Origin of the sequence: Pantoea sp. App145, from assembly GCF_047947045.1 — a bacterium.
Lineage (GTDB): Bacteria > Pseudomonadota > Gammaproteobacteria > Enterobacterales > Enterobacteriaceae > Pantoea.
On record NZ_CP133294.1, the window covers coordinates 294,370 to 311,507 of the forward strand.

19 protein-coding genes are annotated in these 17,138 nt (G+C 54.4%); 10 read left to right on the forward strand and 9 right to left on the reverse strand.

Annotated features, from left to right (window positions below):
- Positions 1-2: 2 nt before the first annotated feature.
- From RCF31_RS27885 to RCF31_RS27900, 4 genes are read left to right on the forward strand one after another with little or no spacing between them, the layout of a single operon-like run.
- The gene (locus tag RCF31_RS27885) at positions 3-659 is read left to right on the forward strand and encodes an amino acid ABC transporter permease (protein WP_299453870.1); all 657 of its coding nucleotides are present in this window, start codon (positions 3-5) and stop codon (positions 657-659) included.
- Entirely contained in the window at positions 656-1,396 is a 741-nt protein-coding gene (locus RCF31_RS27890) for an amino acid ABC transporter ATP-binding protein (RefSeq protein ID WP_416414633.1), read from the forward strand. Before RCF31_RS27885 ends, RCF31_RS27890 begins: the two co-directional genes overlap by 4 nt.
- Positions 1,397-1,424: 28 nt before the next feature.
- Positions 1,425-2,186, forward strand: coding sequence for an SDR family NAD(P)-dependent oxidoreductase (locus RCF31_RS27895; RefSeq protein WP_416414634.1), 762 nt, complete (start codon positions 1,425-1,427; stop codon positions 2,184-2,186).
- A gap of 25 nt (positions 2,187-2,211) precedes the next feature.
- Positions 2,212-2,637 (forward strand): Rid family hydrolase, encoded by a 426-nt coding sequence (locus RCF31_RS27900; protein WP_332667700.1) that lies wholly within the window; start codon positions 2,212-2,214, stop codon positions 2,635-2,637.
- Positions 2,638-2,724: 87 nt separating this feature from the next.
- On the opposite strand, the gene RCF31_RS27905 is transcribed toward RCF31_RS27900, so the two are convergent.
- From RCF31_RS27905 to RCF31_RS27925, 5 genes are all read right to left on the reverse strand, one after another.
- Positions 2,725-3,459: a GntR family transcriptional regulator gene (locus RCF31_RS27905; RefSeq protein WP_416414636.1), complete on the reverse strand. Its 735-nt coding sequence runs from the start codon at positions 3,457-3,459 to the stop codon at positions 2,725-2,727.
- 136 nt (positions 3,460-3,595) lie between these two features.
- The gene (locus RCF31_RS27910) at positions 3,596-4,333 is read right to left on the reverse strand and encodes an amino acid ABC transporter ATP-binding protein (protein ID WP_416414637.1); all 738 of its coding nucleotides are present in this window, start codon (positions 4,331-4,333) and stop codon (positions 3,596-3,598) included.
- Between the two features lie 20 nt (positions 4,334-4,353).
- On the reverse strand, positions 4,354-5,094 hold the full coding sequence (locus RCF31_RS27915) for an amino acid ABC transporter permease (protein ID WP_416414638.1): 741 nt from the start codon (positions 5,092-5,094) through the stop codon (positions 4,354-4,356).
- Positions 5,094-5,768 carry an amino acid ABC transporter permease gene (locus tag RCF31_RS27920; RefSeq protein ID WP_332667708.1) on the reverse strand — a complete coding sequence of 225 codons (675 nt, stop codon included), beginning with the start codon at positions 5,766-5,768 and terminating at the stop codon, positions 5,094-5,096. The genes RCF31_RS27915 and RCF31_RS27920 overlap by 1 nt, the downstream gene beginning before the upstream one ends.
- Positions 5,769-5,801: 33 nt before the next feature.
- Positions 5,802-6,608, reverse strand: a complete 807-nt coding sequence (locus tag RCF31_RS27925) for a transporter substrate-binding domain-containing protein (RefSeq protein WP_299453855.1) — start codon at positions 6,606-6,608, stop codon at positions 5,802-5,804.
- A 354-nt stretch (positions 6,609-6,962) separates the two neighbouring features.
- Here RCF31_RS27925 and RCF31_RS27930 point away from each other — a divergent pair, with 354 nt between their 5' ends.
- From RCF31_RS27930 to RCF31_RS27955, 6 genes are all read left to right on the forward strand, one after another.
- Positions 6,963-7,136 (forward strand): hypothetical protein, encoded by a 174-nt coding sequence (locus RCF31_RS27930; RefSeq protein WP_416414639.1) that lies wholly within the window; start codon positions 6,963-6,965, stop codon positions 7,134-7,136.
- A gap of 6 nt (positions 7,137-7,142) precedes the next feature.
- Positions 7,143-8,279, forward strand: a complete 1,137-nt coding sequence (locus RCF31_RS27935) for an efflux RND transporter periplasmic adaptor subunit (RefSeq protein ID WP_416414640.1) — start codon at positions 7,143-7,145, stop codon at positions 8,277-8,279.
- On the forward strand, positions 8,276-11,359 hold the full coding sequence (locus RCF31_RS27940; RefSeq protein ID WP_299453849.1) for an efflux RND transporter permease subunit: 3,084 nt from the start codon (positions 8,276-8,278) through the stop codon (positions 11,357-11,359). The genes RCF31_RS27935 and RCF31_RS27940 overlap by 4 nt, the downstream gene beginning before the upstream one ends.
- The gene (locus RCF31_RS27945; protein ID WP_416414641.1) at positions 11,356-12,060 is read left to right on the forward strand and encodes a heavy metal response regulator transcription factor; all 705 of its coding nucleotides are present in this window, start codon (positions 11,356-11,358) and stop codon (positions 12,058-12,060) included. The genes RCF31_RS27940 and RCF31_RS27945 overlap by 4 nt, the downstream gene beginning before the upstream one ends.
- Positions 12,044-13,444, forward strand: a complete 1,401-nt coding sequence (locus RCF31_RS27950) for a heavy metal sensor histidine kinase (RefSeq protein ID WP_416414642.1) — start codon at positions 12,044-12,046, stop codon at positions 13,442-13,444. Before RCF31_RS27945 ends, RCF31_RS27950 begins: the two co-directional genes overlap by 17 nt.
- A 96-nt stretch (positions 13,445-13,540) precedes the next feature.
- Entirely contained in the window at positions 13,541-13,831 is a 291-nt protein-coding gene (locus tag RCF31_RS27955; RefSeq protein ID WP_332667721.1) for a hypothetical protein, read from the forward strand.
- 54 nt (positions 13,832-13,885) lie between these two features.
- On the opposite strand, the gene RCF31_RS27960 is transcribed toward RCF31_RS27955, so the two are convergent.
- From RCF31_RS27960 to RCF31_RS27975, 4 genes are read right to left on the reverse strand one after another with little or no spacing between them, the layout of a single operon-like run.
- Complete coding sequence (locus RCF31_RS27960; RefSeq protein WP_416414643.1) at positions 13,886-14,494, reverse strand: undecaprenyl-diphosphatase; 609 nt, start codon at positions 14,492-14,494, stop codon at positions 13,886-13,888.
- Positions 14,495-14,513: 19 nt separating this feature from the next.
- A complete protein-coding gene (locus tag RCF31_RS27965; protein ID WP_416414644.1) occupies positions 14,514-15,854 on the reverse strand; it encodes a sensor histidine kinase in 1,341 nt (446 codons plus the stop codon).
- Positions 15,830-16,498 carry a response regulator transcription factor gene (locus RCF31_RS27970; protein ID WP_416414645.1) on the reverse strand — a complete coding sequence of 223 codons (669 nt, stop codon included), beginning with the start codon at positions 16,496-16,498 and terminating at the stop codon, positions 15,830-15,832. Before RCF31_RS27970 ends, RCF31_RS27965 begins: the two co-directional genes overlap by 25 nt.
- On the reverse strand, positions 16,495-17,121 hold the full coding sequence (locus RCF31_RS27975) for a DedA family protein (protein ID WP_416414646.1): 627 nt from the start codon (positions 17,119-17,121) through the stop codon (positions 16,495-16,497). The genes RCF31_RS27970 and RCF31_RS27975 overlap by 4 nt, the downstream gene beginning before the upstream one ends.
- Between the last annotated feature and the right edge of the window lie 17 nt (positions 17,122-17,138).

The following is a 17,138-nucleotide window of genomic DNA, read 5'->3' on the forward strand; positions in this document are numbered from 1 at the left end:
CCATGCAATTCGTTCTCGGTTATCAGCCTTTGCAGTGGTCCGACAGCGGGTATCTGCTACTGGGTGCACTGAATACGCTGGCGATGGCAGGCACTGCCGGGCTACTTGGCACCCTGCTCGGCATCCCACTGGGATGGGCGCGCGCGTCTTCATTTAGCTTTCAGATTCTGAGCGCCCCGCTGGTGGATATCTTCCGTAGCGTACCGATGATCATCATCCTGATTGTGCTAAACAGCCTGTTTTCACTGCTGAATATGCCGCTGTCGCCGTATGTGCTGGGCAGCCTGGCGCTTGGCGTATGGATGGCGTGCGTCACCTCGGAAGTGGCACGTGCCAGCTTTCTGGCGGTGCCGCACACCTTTCGCCGGGGGGCACGCTCGCTGGGCATGAATGGCTGGCAGGAATTACGTCATATTTCGCTGCCGCTGGCGCTGCGTACCGGTCTCAGTGCCTGGGTCAATCTGCTGCTCAGCCTGATCAAAGACAGCGCGCTGGCGAGCGTGGTCGGTTACGTCGAATTTATGCGTGCCACGCAAACGCTGATGAACCGTACCCATGAAACCTGGTTGCTGCTGCTCGGCACCGGCTTGTTTTACTTCCTTATCTGTTACCCGGTTTCCCGTTATAGCCGTTATCTGGAAAAAAAGGTGGCCCTGTGATCGAAATTCGTAACGTGCAAAAAGCTTATGGCCCGGTCAGCGTGCTGAAAGGTATCGACCTCAGCATCGATAAAGGCGAACTGGTGTGCCTGATTGGAGCCAGCGGCTCAGGCAAATCCACTCTGCTGCAATGCATCAATGGGCTGGAGAGCATTCAGGGCGGTGAGATTGTGGTCGACGGTATCAGCGTGCATGCGGCAGGTACCAATATCAACCAGCTGCGCCGCCAGCTCGGCATTGTTTTCCAGCAGTACAACGCCTTTCCCCATCTTAACGCCCAGGAGAACGTGGCGCTGGCCCCGCAGGTGGTGGCAAAGCTGGGGAAACGTGAAGCCCTTACCCTGGCGCAAAAACATCTGGAACACGTCGGGCTGGGCGGTAAAGCGCTGATGATGCCTTCACAACTTTCCGGCGGCCAGCTCCAGCGACTGGCGATTGCCCGCGCGCTGGCGATGAACCCGTCCTACATGCTGTTCGATGAGGTGACGTCCGCGCTGGATCCGGAACTGGTGGGCGAAGTGCTGGCGACCATGCGGCTGCTGAAATCGGAAGGGATGACCATGGTGGTGGTGACGCACGACATCAATTTTGTGCGCGAATCTGCCGACCGCGTGGCCTTTCTGCACCAGGGCAGCGTGTGCGAAATCGGTAGCGCCGCTCAGGTTATCGACCACCCCAACCAGGAACAGACGCGTAAATTTATGCGCCGCGAACGGCGCAGTGAACAGGCGGCCTGAAGTGGCCAATCTCGAGGAGAAACCCAACATGATGACATTCGATTTGCAGGGCAAGACCGCGTTAGTCACCGGTGGTGCCAGCGGCATTGGTTTTGAAGTGGCACGCCTGATGGCGCGCAGCGGTGCGACGGTGGCGATTAACTTTCTGCCGAACGATATTCGTGGCGAACAGGCACTGACAACCCTCCAGGCTGAGGGGCTGGCGGTGATTGGCGCACCGGGCGATTTAGCGGACCCCATTCAGGCAGAAGCAATGGTTAAACAAGCGGTGCTGGCGCTCGGCCATCTCGATCTGCTGGTGAATAACGCCGGTACGCCCGGCGTGACCAAACCGATTCCGATACAGGACCTGGAGAGTGTGACCGAAGAACTGTGGCAGACGCTGCTGAACGTTAACCTGATGAGCGTTTTCCGCTGTGCCAAAGCGGCAGCGGCCAGCCTGAAAGCCAGCCACGGTGCCATCGTCAATACCGCCTCGATTGCCGGTTTTGGTTCGATCGCCAGCACCCTCGCCTACAGTGCGTCCAAGGCGGGCGTGATCAATCTGACCAAAAACCTTGCTCACGCGCTGGCTCCCGAAGTGCGCGTTAACGCCGTGGCCCCCGGTTCGGTGGAGAGTTCATGGGCGATTGAATGGTCGGAAGAACGTCGCCGCAACACGGTAGCCGCCACACCACTGCAACGCTGGTGCACCCCCGACGACGTCGCGGAACTGATTGTCTATCTCGGTTTTGCGGGCCGCATGATTACCGGACAAACGGTGATCATCGACGGCGGTATTTCCATCTGATTTTTAGCCAACCCCAGGGAACATCATGATCGACGAAATCATAAAAGTGAAATCAGGCAGCATTCTGGAAGACCAGGAAAGCTACTCTCGTGTACTGGTGCTGGGCGACTGGATTTTCATGTCGCTCACCGCCGGACGCGACTACAAAACCCGCGCCATGCCAGACACCGCTGTCGCCCAGGCTGAACAGGCTTTTCGTAACGTGGAGGGCGCGCTGGCCTCGGTGGGCGCCTCGCTGGCTGATGTGGTGCGTTCCCGTCTGTTTATTCCGCGTCAGGAAGATGTCAAAGCGGTGATGGCGTTTATCGGCGAGAAGTATCGTGGCATCGATCCCACCAGCTGCGTGACCTGTGCCCCTCTCGGCGGGCCAGAGTATCTGTTCGAAGTGGAAATCACCGCCTATCGCGGCGCAGGCGAGATGCCGCAGCAGCGGCTGGTGATTGCGTTATAGTGTCGTAGCGGCGCGATTTATCGCGCTGTTTACCGCAGTGCCCCAATCAAAGGCGCGCGATAAATCGCGCCGCTACGCCAGGTATATTTATTTCGCTTTTTTAATGCTTTTAGCTGGTTTCTGTTCTTTCTCCAGCAGCGCCATATAACGCGCCACCGCTTTAGCGAATTTGTCTTTCCAGATCGCCAGCGCTTTGTCGATGTCGTGAGCTTTGATTGCCTCCAGCAGAGCCACCACATAATTCTGCGCGTCAGCTTCCCGCTCGGTGTAGACAATGCCGGTCAGGTTGTTGAAGCGCTGCACCTCAACCGTGGTTTCGGCAAAATAACGCGCGCAACGCTCCAGCCCACTGGCAATCACGATGGTTTCCTGAAATTCCAGATCGTTTTGAATGGTGGCCTGCTGATTATCCTGACGCGCCAGTTTCAGTGCTGAAGTGGCCATTTTCTCCAGCGCTTTTATCTCGTCATGCGAGGGCAGCGCCGGATTGTCATGAAACGCCTTCAACGCCAGTTCACCGAGCGCGGAACGAATGGCATAGACTTCAAGAATGCTGGCAGGATCGAGTTTCGCCACTACGGCACCACGATTGGGACGCATCTCCACCAGCCCTTCCTGGCTCAGGCGTCGCAGTGCTTCGCGGATCGGATGGCGTGAGATATTAAGTTGATCGGTCAGGTTTTTTTCAATCAGTCGGTCACCCGGACGGAATAACCCTTTAATAATCGCGGCACGAATCTGATCGGCCGCATGTTCCGAGCTGGCAATGTTGTTCATTGGCACCAGCTGCGCCCGGCTTACGACATCTTTTTTGATCGGCATAGCGGTCAGACATCCCTGAGTTAAGAAAAAAACAGCATAGCGGGTGTCGTCGATGATTGTCGACAATCTTCCACCGTGAAGAAAAAGCCTGAGCACAGGCTCAGGCAGCTTAGAACAAGGGTGAGAACACCATAAATTAATGCCAGGCGATTTTCTTCATAAAATCCTGGGTACGCTGCTGCTTTGGTGCGCCGAAAATCTCTTCGGGGGGACCAAATTCGATGATTTTACCCTGATCCATCATCGCCACCTTATGCGACACCTCGCGCACAAAGCGCATCTCATGTGAGACCAGAATCATGGTGATGCCATCGCGTGATAACTGGCGTACCGTGTTGAGCACCTCACCCACCAGTTCCGGGTCCAGCGCTGAGGTCACTTCATCCAGCAACAGAATTTGCGGCTTCAGTGCCAGCGCGCGACTGATCGCCACACGCTGCTGCTGTCCACCCGACAGATTGGCCGGAAAAGCGTCGGCTTTATGGCGCATACCGACCTTGTCCAGCAGCGCCAGCGCTTCCTCACGCACCACTTTCTGATTGCGCTTCTGCACTTTAACCGGTGTCACCATCACGTTTTGCAGCACGCTCATGTTCTGGAACAGGTTGTACTGCTGAAACACAATGGCGACTTTTTCGCGGATCTCGCGCACGCTTTGCAACGAGTCATAATCCACTTCGTCATTCTGTACACGTACCGCGCCCCCTTCTGGTTTGGTCAGCCCCATAATCACCCGCAACAGCGTGCTTTTCCCGGAACCGGATCCGCCGATCAGGCTGACAATTTCGCCAGGCTTCACTGTCAGGTTGATACCATCCAGCACCCGATGCTCGCCGTAGGAACACTTCAATTCAACAATATCTAACTGCGACATAGCCTCACTCCTGCGCGCTATTACGGCGGCGTTAACGATGAAAGGGATTTTGTGATCGGTGACGGGGTGCGACTGACGACGCTGCCGGGCGCGGCCAAACGGCGCTCCAGCCACTGTCCCAGCAAACTCAGCGGGTAGGACATGGCGAAGTAGATCAGCAGAATCACGCCATAAATCAGAAACTCGGAATAGCCGCGACTGATCAGGATTTTGGCGGAGAACGTCAGTTCAATCACCCCCAGCTGCGACGCCAGCGCCGTGTCCTTAATAAAAGACACCATAAAACTGAAGGCAGGCGGAATCACCACCTTCCATGCCTGTGGCACGATCACGTAAAACACCATCTGGCGATAGCTGAAGTTCAGCGTCTGCGCCGCCTCAAGCTGCGTTTTCGGCACCGACTCGAAGCCAGTACGAAAGATCTCCGCCATATAAGCGCTGGAAATCAGGCACACCGAAATCAGCGCGATGGTATAGAACGACAGGCTGTAGCCGAAACCCTGAAACAGAAAAAATACCAGGAACAGCGTGACCAGAAACGGAATACGGCGCAGCAGTTCAACCGCCACAATCGCCAGCACACGCAGCGGCAGGAAAGCCACGTGACGCGTGTGGCGCAAACAGGCAATGAAAAAGCCCACCAGCAAACCCACCGAACAACCGATCGCCGACAGGCTCAGGGTATTCAGCGCTGCCTGAAGGATAAATTCCAGCGTGAACTGGCTGAACAAATTGGTTAATTGCTGCGATAAGGTAAGCATCAGATAAACCTCGCCCGGACACGGAAACACCAGTAGCCAATGGCATACAGAAAGGCACTGGCGATAAAGGTCAGCACCACATACATCCCGGCAGCGACCACAAACGACTCAATGCTGCGGAAGGTGCTGGAGCTGATCTCAATCACCGCTCCGGTCAGTTCGTTGACGCCGAACAGCCCGCCAATCGAGCTGCCCAGCAGGATCCAGATAAAGAAGTTGGACAGTAGCGGATAGATGGTTTTTGCCAGATGCGGCAGAGTGACAAAACGGAAGCTCTGGAAACGCGACATATTCAGTGTGGCAGCGGCTTCCAGTTCGGTTTGACTCACCGACACCAATCCGCTGCGCATGATATCGGTAAGGTAGGCACCGGCATTCAGCGACAACCCAATCAACACCGCCGTCATCGGCGACAGCACGATGCCAAAATCCGGCAATCCATAAAACAGCACGAAGATCTGAATCAGCGATGGCGTGTTGGTGAAGAACACCACATAAGCGCGCACCAGCCGACGCAGACCGGGGCGCGCGTGCTGCCCGGCTAATGCGCCGAGCAGCCCAATCACGCAGCCAATCCAGAAGGCGAGAAACGCAACCAGCAGCGTAATCAGCGCTCCCGACAGCAGATCAGGCCAGTGTTTTAACACCTCACCAAACTGAAAACTGTAATGCATAGCAATTCACTCCCGGGCAGCTGCGCCCTGACATCAGAAGTACGGTGACGGCACCACTTTCACCAGCATCGGTGCTTTAAACCACTTCTCCCATGTCTGGTTAACGAAGCCGCTGGTGTGCATGTCATACAGGGCGATGTTGAGTACATCGCGCAGCGCGGTGTTGTTCTGTGCCAGACCAATGCCGTCGTAAGCGGTATTCAGCGCTTCCGGTAACACCTTCCATTGCACATTGGGGTAGTTTTTGGTGAAAGGGACATAGAACTCAATGTTCTCCACCAGCGCATCGGCACGGCCCTGCGCCAGCGCGCGAATGGTATCGGCCATGGTATCGACATAGAGGATTTTCGCTTTTGGCAGGTTCTGTTTGAGGAAATCCGCCGTCCAGACACCGCGAATCAGCACCAGGGTGTATTTCTCGTCATTCAACTCTTTCCAGCTGTTGATAGCGAGTTTATTGGTGGTCAGCACTCCCATCGATTCGGTATGCAGCGGCACGGTATAGCTGATGGATTTGGCACGTTCGACGGTACGGGTTAACCCGCCCAGACAAATATCAATGCGGTCAGCAACCAGGAAAGGCACGCGCTGGGCAATTTCGGTCATCACGAATTCGGTTTTCACCCCTAATTCGCTGGCCAGTTTATTTGCCACATCGACATCAAAGCCTTCCAGCTGATTGGTGGCACCGATCGAAGATTGCGGCGGTGAATTAGGTAATACACCGACACGCAGCACCCCACTTTTAATAATTTCATCTAACGTTCTGGCGTTGGCAACATTCACGGCAAGTAATAATACGAGCAAACTGAACAACACTGTTTTCAATTTTTTAAACATAGTGCTTTCTCATCTTGAATGGCGTTATACGTATTTTCCCCTGAACTGCGGATTGATGATTGTCAACAATTTGACTTTTGTCAATCAGTTTCAACATGGTTAAAAAGACGGATAAAATCATTAAAAATCAACAGAAAAAGCAGACTCATGATATTTGCAGGGGTGCATAGCAGCCTGAGCCGCCGCTAACATATTGATCTCATAAAGGTATACAAATTACTTATATTTTTTTAACTTTGCGGCGAGTGAGCGTTATCCATTCAGGTGCAGCCTGCACCATTTACGCGCAATAAAGTCTATTTTTACCAGCCGGTAAAAATTAAAAAAAATATAAAAAGTCCGCGCGGAAAGCGGTTGAACAATATTATTTCGGGGGGCATGGTTTTATTAGCGCAAAGCGATCATCCTGGTGCAACCAGCCGCCAATCCACATCGTGCCAAACCGAAGATGACAAATTTGTCATCTTCCCTTTTCCTTTTTGTTCGGAGCCATTCGATAAACTGGCGCAAATGAGTTTATCGCTTTGAGGCACCATGGATCTTCGACATAAAGGAACGTTATTACTGATCGCCGGTTTGGTGATTGGCTGCGGCAGCTGGTATTTCTGGCCACGACAACAAGCCGATGCGGCGATGAAACCCGCGCACTCCGCGCCGTTAGTCAGCATGGTGACCGCCACGGTCAAGCCATTGCCCATCACCCTGACCACCCAGGGGCATATCATCGCGCTGAATCAGGTCGATATTCAGGCGCAGATTACCGGCACGGTGAAGACGGTGGCTTTCCATGAAGGGGATTTTGTTAAAGCCGGACAACTGCTATTCACCCTCGACAATGCCAGCCAGAGCGCGGCTTACGATCGTGCGGTGGCGGCGTTAGGCGAATCCAAAGCTTTGCTGGTCAAAGCGCAAAATGACCTGCAACGCGGTCGAGCGCTGAAAGCAAAAAACTACATTTCCATGTCTGACTGGGACACGCTGCAAAGTAACGTCCAGCAGTATCAGGCGCAGTACAAAGCGGCGCAGCAGGATGTGCAGACCGCCGACGTGACGCTCGGCTACACCCGTATCGTGGCACCGGTCAACGGAAAAACCGGCGCGCTCAATGTCCATCCGGGCAGTCTGGTGCAGCCCGGCAGCACCCTGCCACTGGTTTCACTGATGCAGTTCGATCCGATTGGCGTGTCCTTTACCTTGCCGGAAAAAGACCTGAAACCCGTGCTGACGGCTCAGGCAAAGGGGCCGGTGACCGTGTGGGTGGAGAATGCCAGCGGCACACCGACTGCCGGTAAGCTGGATTTCATCGATAACAGCGTCAGCACCGCCAGCGGCACCATCACCCTCAAAGCCCAGTTCAGCAACAGCAATACCCTGCTGTGGCCGGGCCTGTTCCAGAATGTAAAAGTGGATGCAGGTGTCACCCCGGACGCCGTGGTGCTGCCACCGCAGGCGGTGCAGAACGGACCGGATGGGCATTTTGTTTATGTTGTCGACAAGCATAATCAGGCGGCGGTTAAACCGGTGACGCTCCTGCGCATTCAGCAGTCGTTAGCGGTGGTTACCGGCATTTCCCAGGGGACCAAAGTCGTGAATGAAGGTGCAAACAATCTGCGCCCTGGCATCACTGTGCAGATCGCCAGCAACATTGATAAGGCGATGATGCAGCCATGAAATTCTCAGAACTCTGTTTGCAGCGGCCCATTGCCGTGCTGCTGTTGTGGATTGCCGTGATGGTGGCGGGTGTGGTGTGCTGGAATAATCTGCCAGTGGCCGCCCTGCCAACCTTCGATACTCCGACCATTAAAGTCAACGCGTCACTTTCCGGTGCCAGCCCGGAAACCATGGCTTCCTCGGTTGCCACGCCGCTGGAGAAAAATCTGGCGACCATTCCCGGTGTGGCGATGATGACCTCGACCAACCTGGAAGGCGCGACCACCATCGTGCTGGAATTCGATCCCTCGGTGAACATTGATTCGGCCTCGGTGGATGTGCAGGCGGCGTTATACCAGTCGTTAAAAAAACTGCCGTCGCAGATGACCACTCCGCCCACCTTTAAAAAGGTAAACCCGGCAGACGCACCGATTGCGCAGATCAGTCTCGACTCCCCGTCCATGACCCTGTCGGACCTTAACCGCTATTCGGACGATCTGATTTCACCCTCGCTGTCGATGATCAAAGGGGTGGCGGAAGTGACGGTGATCGGCCAGAAACGTTATGCGGTGCGGGTCGAAGTCGATCCGGCCAAACTCGCCGCGACGGACATGACGCTGGAAGAACTGCACACCGCCTTGAAGGCCGCCAATGACAATTCCCCGGTGGGTGAACTGGATGGCAAACGGCAGATGATGATGTTGCAGACCAGCGGCGATCTGCGCAATGCCAGCGATTTCAGCAATGTGGTGGTGGCAACGCGCAACGGTCAGCCGGTGCGCCTGTCTGATATCGCCAGCGTACAGGACAGCATCGAAAACACCCTTAGCCACAGTGCAGTCAACAATCACACCGCTATCGTGCTGAGTATCACCCGCCAGCCGGGTGCTAACCTGGTGGCGACGCTGGACAGCATCAAACAGCTGATGCCTAAGTTGCAGCAGCAGATGCCGTCATCGGTGCATATGCAGCTGCTTAATGACCGTTCTATCTCGATTCGTAACGCGATCCACGATGTAAATATCACCCTGCTGCTGACCATCGCACTGGTGATCATGGTGATTCTGCTGTTCCTGCGCCATGTGCGTGCCACGGTGATCCCGGCGCTCAGCGTGCCCATCTCGCTGCTGGGATCCTTTGCCCTGATGTACGCCTTTGGCCTGAGCCTCGACAATATCTCGCTAATGGGGCTGACGATTGCCGTCGGCCTGGTGGTCGATGACGCCATCGTGGTGCTGGAAAACATCATGCGCTATATCGAGGAAGGGATGGAGCCTAAGCAGGCGGCGCTGAAAGGGGTTAAAGAGGTCGGCTTTACGGTGGTCTCGATCTCGCTTTCCCTGGTGGCGGTGTTTATCCCGATCTTCTTTATGCCCGGCACCATGGGCCTGCTGTTTCACGAATTTGCCTGGGTGGTGTCCCTCGCCATTCTGGTTTCTGCTGCGGCGTCACTGACCATCATTCCGTTGTTAGTACCGATGCTGTTTCGCCACGATCCCCATCAGGATAAACCGGAACCGGCCTGGAGCCAGCTGTTTGAACGGATGTTTGAAAACCTGCGGCAGCGCTATGCCCAGGGCCTGAACTGGGCGGTGGATCACCGCACGGTTATGTTGTCGGTGGCAGCACTGACGGTGGCGCTGACTGCCTGGCTGTATGTCAGCGCCCCCAAAGGGTTCTTTCCCCAGGAGGATATCGGCCAGGTGACGGCCAATATCGATACGCCGCAGGATATGTCCTATGACGCACGCAAGAACGTGGCTTTCCAGCTCGGGAACACCCTGCTGAAAGACAGCGCGGTCGAGACCATTGTGACCAAAGTGGACCACGACACCACCCAGCTAAATCTGACCCTGAAGGATCAAAGCCAGCGCCCGGCGATGGCGCAGGTGTTGCAGCAGCTGCGCAGCGAAACCAGCTATCTGCCCGGCATTAAGGTGTACTTCAGCCCGGTGCAGAACTTCAAAGTGGGTGGCCGTTCGGCGAAAAGTACTTACCAGTACACCCTGCAATCTGTCAGTAGCAGCAGTGGCCTGAGCCTGAATGATTACACCAACCAGTTGATGGCGGAGATGAACAAAAGCGGCGTGTTTGTTGGCGTCAACAGCGATGCCCAGCTTAATGGCCTGCAGGCGCAGCTGACCATCGACCGCAACAAAGCCTCGCTACTTGGCGTGGATGTGGACCAGATCCGCAACAATCTGTACGACGCTTTCGGTACCTTGCAGGCTTCCACTATTTATGCCCCGGAAGACAGCTATGAAGTAATCATGGAAGTGCAGCAGCCGTTCCGCCAGGACGAGAGCGATTTGTCACAGATTTACGTCCGATCCTCCTCCAATGACCTGCTGCCGCTCTCCACCTTTACCCATATCAGTCGCGTACAGGGTGTCACGGCGGTGAATCATCAGGGACAGCTGCCTGCAATTACCATCTCCTTTGACCTGGCGCCGGGCAAGTCCCTGTCGGATGCCACCCAGGCCATCACTCAGGCGGAGAATAATATCAATCTGCCGTCCACCGTGTTTGGCAGCTATGCCGGACAGGCGGCGTTGTTCCAACAGTCACAGACCAGCCAGGTCTGGCTGATTGTGCTGGCTCTGGCGGTGATTTATGTGATTCTGGGTATGCTATATGAAAGCTGGATCCATCCGGTGACCATTTTGCTGGGGCTGCCCTCGGCGGCGGTAGGAGCACTGATGGCGCTACGCCTGATGCAGCTGGATCTGACCTTTATCGCCATGATTGGTATTCTGCTGTTGATTGGTATCGTGAAAAAGAACGCCATCATGATGATCGACTTCGCACTGTCAGCGCAGCGGGAACAGGGTATGAGTGCGCATGACGCCATTATTCAGGCCTGCTTACAGCGTTTTCGTCCGATAATGATGACAACCCTGTGCGCCATTATGGGTGCCCTGCCCATCGCCTGCGGCTGGGGTGCCGGTGCCGAGCTGCGTCAGCCAATGGGTGTGGCGGTAGTGGGTGGGCTGGTGTTCTCGCAGTTTATTACTTTATTCATTACGCCTGTGCTGTATCTGCTGTTTGACCGCACGGGTGCCCGTCTGGACGCGCTGACCCATGCGACGGAGGAACCATGAGACTGTTGTTAGTAGAAGATCAAAGTATGGCGGCGGATTACATCGCCAAAGGCTTAAGAGAGAACGATTTTGTGGTGGATGTGGCAGCTAACGGTATCGATGGCCTGCATCTGCTGCTGACCAACGATTATGACCTGGCGATCCTTGATGTGATGCTGCCAGGCATCAATGGCTGGAAGCTACTGGAAATGGCGCGTCAGGCGGGACGCGCCACCCCGGTGATGTTCCTCACCGCGCGTGATGATGTCGAGGATCGCGTCAAAGGGCTGGAGCTGGGTGCAGAAGATTATCTGATCAAACCTTTTTCCTTCAGCGAACTGCTGGCCCGTGCGCGGGTAATCCTGCGCCGCCAGACCAGCAACAATGTGGTGGTCAGTGACGAGTCGCAATTGCAGATTGGCGGGTTGGTGCTCGATTTTGTTAAACACAAAGTGACCCGCGATGGTAACCGTATCGAACTGACACAAAAAGAATTCCTGCTGCTAAGCCTGCTGATGCGGCGCAGCGGCGAAGTATTGTCGCGCACGGTGATAGCTGAGCAGGTGTGGGATATGAACTTCGACCCGGAAACTAACGTGATTGATGTGGCGATACGGCGTCTGCGCGGTAAGATTGATGATAACTATGATGTAAAACTGCTGCACACTATTCGCGGCGCAGGTTATGTGTTGGAAAAACAAGAGCATGCTGATACCCCGTAATGTCCCGATCACCGTTCGTCTGACGTTGTTCTTTTCCGTGGCGATGGCCATTGTGTTGTATAGCGTTTCCGGGTTGCTGTATCAAACCTTACGCGATCAGCTGAATACCAAAGATGTCAATGAACTGCGCAGCACCTTACAGATCCAGAAGGAAATTGCCGGCACCATCAGTGAACGCCAGGGGCCACAGGAGCAGTGGCAAAACGAGCTGTTTGAATTTATCGCCGAGCAGGATCGCCTGTCGCTGCGCATTATCAGTCCCGATGGCAAGATCTGGTCGCAATCGAAGAACATGCGCGTCCCTGAAGCCAATTACCCTGCTCCCACAACCCGCTTTAATTACTCCAGCTGGCGGCATCGTGATGGCGATCATCATGAAAAATATCTGATCACCGCCACCACCTTCACCCTGAAAGACAAAGAACTCTGGACCGTGCAGGCGGCGCTGAATGTTTCCCGCAACAATGAAATCATTGAGAACTACTGGGCGCGGATGCAAATCGCCGCGGCGCTGGCGATCCTGCTATTTGCTGCCTGTGGTTACGGCCTGGCGCGCCGCGGATTGCAGCCATTACGCGTGATCAGCCGTCAGATTGAGAACATCAATGTGGAGGAGCTGCATACCCGTCTTTCCACCGAGCGTTGGCCGTCAGAGCTGGTGGTGCTGGCAACATCATTCGATAGCATGATGACCCGGCTGGAGGCGTCTTTTGCCCAACTGACGCGCTTTTCCTCCGATCTGGCACATGAGCTGCGCGGCCCGATCAATAACCTGATTTCTGCCGCCAGCGTTACCCTCAATCAGCCGCGTAGTCCGGCGGAATATCAGGAAACGCTGGAGGCGATTGTGGAAGAAGGTGAACGGCTGTCGCGCACCATTTCCTCGATGCTGTTTCTGGCGCGCGCCGATAACAGCCGCGAACCGCTGAAGAAAGAGACGCTAAATAGCGAGACCGAATTCAGACGCCTGACGGGTTTTTACGAGATTCTGGCAGAAGAGAAAAATATTACCCTCACCCAACAAGGTGCTTTAACCTTTGCTGCCGATCCGCTGCATTTCCAGCGGGCGATGGCCAACCTGTTATCCAATGCGCTGCATTATACGCCGTCGGGTGGACACATTAGCCTCAACGCACGGCGGGAGAATGGCTGGCTGTATTTCAGCGTGACGGATAATGGTGAAGGGGTCGCATCTGAGCATATTCCGCATTTATTTGAGCGTTTCTATCGCGCGGATGAATCGAGAAGCAGCGCGGAAAATACCGGGCTGGGTTTGGCTATCGTCAAAACCATTGCGGAATTGCACGGCGGCAAAGTCAGTGTCGGAAGTGCTTTAAATAAGGGCAGTACCTTTACCCTGATATTGCCGGATACCCCGATCTGACAAAATTGTCATCTCCCCGTTTCGGCCGGGTCACCACCCGCGTGAGAAAATGATGCTGTAAACAAAACAGTAATCGTTAAACCACGAGGTGACCCTATGAAACAGAAACTCATTGTTATTTTACTTGGTGCATTATCTTTGCTGGCAGTTACGCAGGTAGAAGCCAATACCGGTGTTGAACGCACCGCCAATACCTGGCTATTGACGCCAGCCAGCTGGCATCCCAATCCCAGTAAAACCCATGAAAATTACCCGTTCGATTTGCAGGAAAGCAAAATCAATATGGGTGATGCGGAACCCTTCCACCATTATAATAACGACGATGCATTGCATCCGATGACCGATAAATCCGTGAGTTCACCGGTTTATCATCAGAAAAGTCAGTAATTAAATCCGTAGCGGCGTAATTTATTGCGCGATAAATCGCGCCGCTACAACTCATTAATGTTTTACGCGGGTATTTCGCAGGTAACCAAAAATAGCATCATTCAGTCGATACAGCTGCTTAAACAGCGGAATCAGGATGTATTCGGTTTTTTTCACGCCCCATGAACAGAACCAGGCCACCAGAACTGAGCCCAGCATATCGGCCGGGAAATGCACCCCCATATAAATCCGCCCCCAGGCAATAAACAGGCTTAACAGCAACAGACTGACTCCGGTATAAATCCGTTGCCCTAACAGGAAACTAAAGGCGACGGCACAGGCCAGCGTCATATGGTCACTCGGAAAGGAGGAATCTGCCACATGGCTAATAAAGGTGTGGCCAATCGGCACCATAAATGGCCGGGGATGCGGAAAGAAATCGCCAATGACCAGGTTAACGGATAACGCCAGCAGGGCTGATACCAGCGCCAGTAAAGCCACCTGTTGTTTTTCCGTTTTAAAACTGAACCAGTAAATAAGTAGCGCAAGAGGGAAAATAAAAACCAGCCAGGCGGCACAGGCATTGCCTATTGTCAGCATTAAGGATGATGCGTGTACCGGAGCATTAATCAGCAGAAAAAGGGTGTCGTTAATCTTTCCTGCCGTTTCAGAAGTCAGAAACATCGTGTTCTCCTTGTGGATATTAAGATAATGGCAAAGTAATACTGACTTTTAGCCCGGAAATAGCCTGAGTTGCGTCAGTAAGTTTTACTTCCCCTTTCATGCGCGCCACCATAGCGCTAACGATGGATAAACCCAGCCCAGAGCCCGTTACATCGCTGCCTTCTATACGATAAAATGCATCAAATACTCTTTCCCTTTTATCAATGGGAATACCGGGACCGGAATCCTCCACCTCAATAAAGACGAAAGTTTCATTATTATTAATACCAATATCAATCCGGCCTTCCGCGGGCGTATATAGAATCGCGTTATGGACGATATTGCGTAATACGGTATACAGCGCCGAGGGATGGGCCGCGATTTTTGCCTGACTCTCGCCTACCACCCCGATATCGATTGATTTCTGTTCCGCCAGCGGATGCAAATCGGATATCACCTGCTTCACCACGTCAAACACCGCGATATCGCCCGGTGCAGGAATTTTGCTGATCTCGCCGCCCTGCGCCCGGCTCAGACTGAGTAATTGTTCCACCAGCCAGGCTGCCCGCTTCATCCCTTCGCGCAAACTCGTCAGCCGCTGACGACTTTCGTCTGGCATGGCGGCGGACTCCAGCCGTTCGGCCTGGAGCATCAACGCCGTCAGCGGAGAACGCAGCTCATGGGCGGCATCTGCCACAAAACGACGCTGAAGCTCCACTGATTCAGCCGCACGTTTCAGCAGGCGGTTAATCGCGGTAATAAACGGGGTGATCTCCCGTGGTATTGTTTCGTTACTCAGAGCGATACAGAGATCATCATTTTGCCGGTCCACGTCCTCAGCCAGTTTGCGTATCGGCCTGAAAATTTTCCTGACCAGATCGGCTGCCAGGTACAGCAGCACCGGAAACAAAATGCAGAACGGCACCAGGGTGCGCAGGGCTGACCACAGCGCGACACTTTCGCGCACCGAAGCACGCTGCGCGACCGCCAGCCGGATGCCATCATGCACATCCTCAATCAGCACACGGTAGCTGTGGTGATCAATCGGCAGCGTATAGAACCCCGCAGGCAACTGACGCGGCCAGCCAAAACGATCCGGTGCCTGATCACCTGGCAGGATGAAGTGCACAAGGATGCGCGATGCTTCCTCATCCTGGAGCGGCGGGCTGATAAAACTGCTGCTGCGTGGTGTCAGCATGCCGTCTTTGGCGAGGCTGGCAATTTGCTGCAACGAGGAGTCCTGCAATTCATGCGCCTCATCCCAGGCGGAGAGAAAGCCCAGCACGCCGCTCAGCAGCGCGATTCCACCTATCGCCATGCACAGGACAAAAGACAGGCGAAATTGCACCGAGTCGCTCAGTCGTTTTTTGAGACTTTCCATCCCACGCCCCGGATATTCCTGATGGCATCACTGCCTAATTTCTTGCGCAACGCATGGATAAAATATTCCACCGCGTTGCTTTCCACTTCCTCGCCCCAGCCGTAGATTTTTCCTTCCAGCTCGTTACGAGAGAAGATTTGCCCCGGTTGCATCAGCAACGCCTGCAACAGGGCATATTCCCTGCCGGATAAGCTGTATCTTTGATTGCTGGCAACATGCAGCACTTCACGTGTCGCCGGATCGAGCACGAGGATGCCGTTACTTAATAGCGGGGTGGCATGACCCGCTTTACGCCGCATCACTGCCCTGGCGCGCGCCAGCAGTTCGCTCATTTCGAAGGGTTTTAAAATGTAATCGTCCGCGCCGGAATCCAGGCCCTGCAAACGGTCTTCCAGCGCATCACGCGCGGTGACAATCACCAGCGGCACCGGGTTACCACCCCCGCGCACCTCGCGCAGCACCTCGAAACCGTTACGGCAAGGCAGGCCGAGATCGAGCAGCACCAGATCGTAGTCATGCGTTTCCAGGCTGAGTAACGCCTGCGCACCGTCACGTACCCAGTCCGTAGCGTACGAGGCATCCTTAAGTGCCGCCTCGACCGCAGAGCCAATCATGCGGTCATCTTCGACCAACAATACTCTCATGGCAGATCCTGTGCTGCCGGGCGCAGAAACGCCGACACCACCGGCAACAGCGAGAATGCAACGATCAGTAGCGCCAGCCATTCACGATGGTCGCGTACCCAGGCCAAATCACCGAGAAAATATCCCAGGGTGACAAACCCGCCACACCAGGCAACCGCACCGGCCAGATTCCACAGCAGAAACTTCGTGCGTGGCATTGAAGATAAACCAGCCATAAAAGGCGCGAGGCTGCGAACAATCGGCACAAAGCGACTGATAAAAACCGTCGCGCTGCCATATTTCTCGAAGAATGTTTCTGCTTTTAAACGGTGTTGTTCTTTTACCCATTTGCGGTGAAGAATAAAACGCCCAATGGCACCTTTCCCGATATGGTAATTCAGCGTATTACCGAGGAAAGCGGCACCCATCAACACCAGTATAATCAGCAGTGGCGAAAGATGGGTTGCCGGTAAAAAAGCACCCAAGGTAAATAATAAGGAATCACCCGGCAGGAAAGGTAAAATAACCAACCCGGTTTCACAAAAGATAATGGCAGCAACAATGGCGATCACCATCATCGGGTCGGCATTCACCATATCGACAATATGATTGCCTGAGATAAAGTCCAACAGATGTTGTAGCATATTTTATTCCCGTAAAT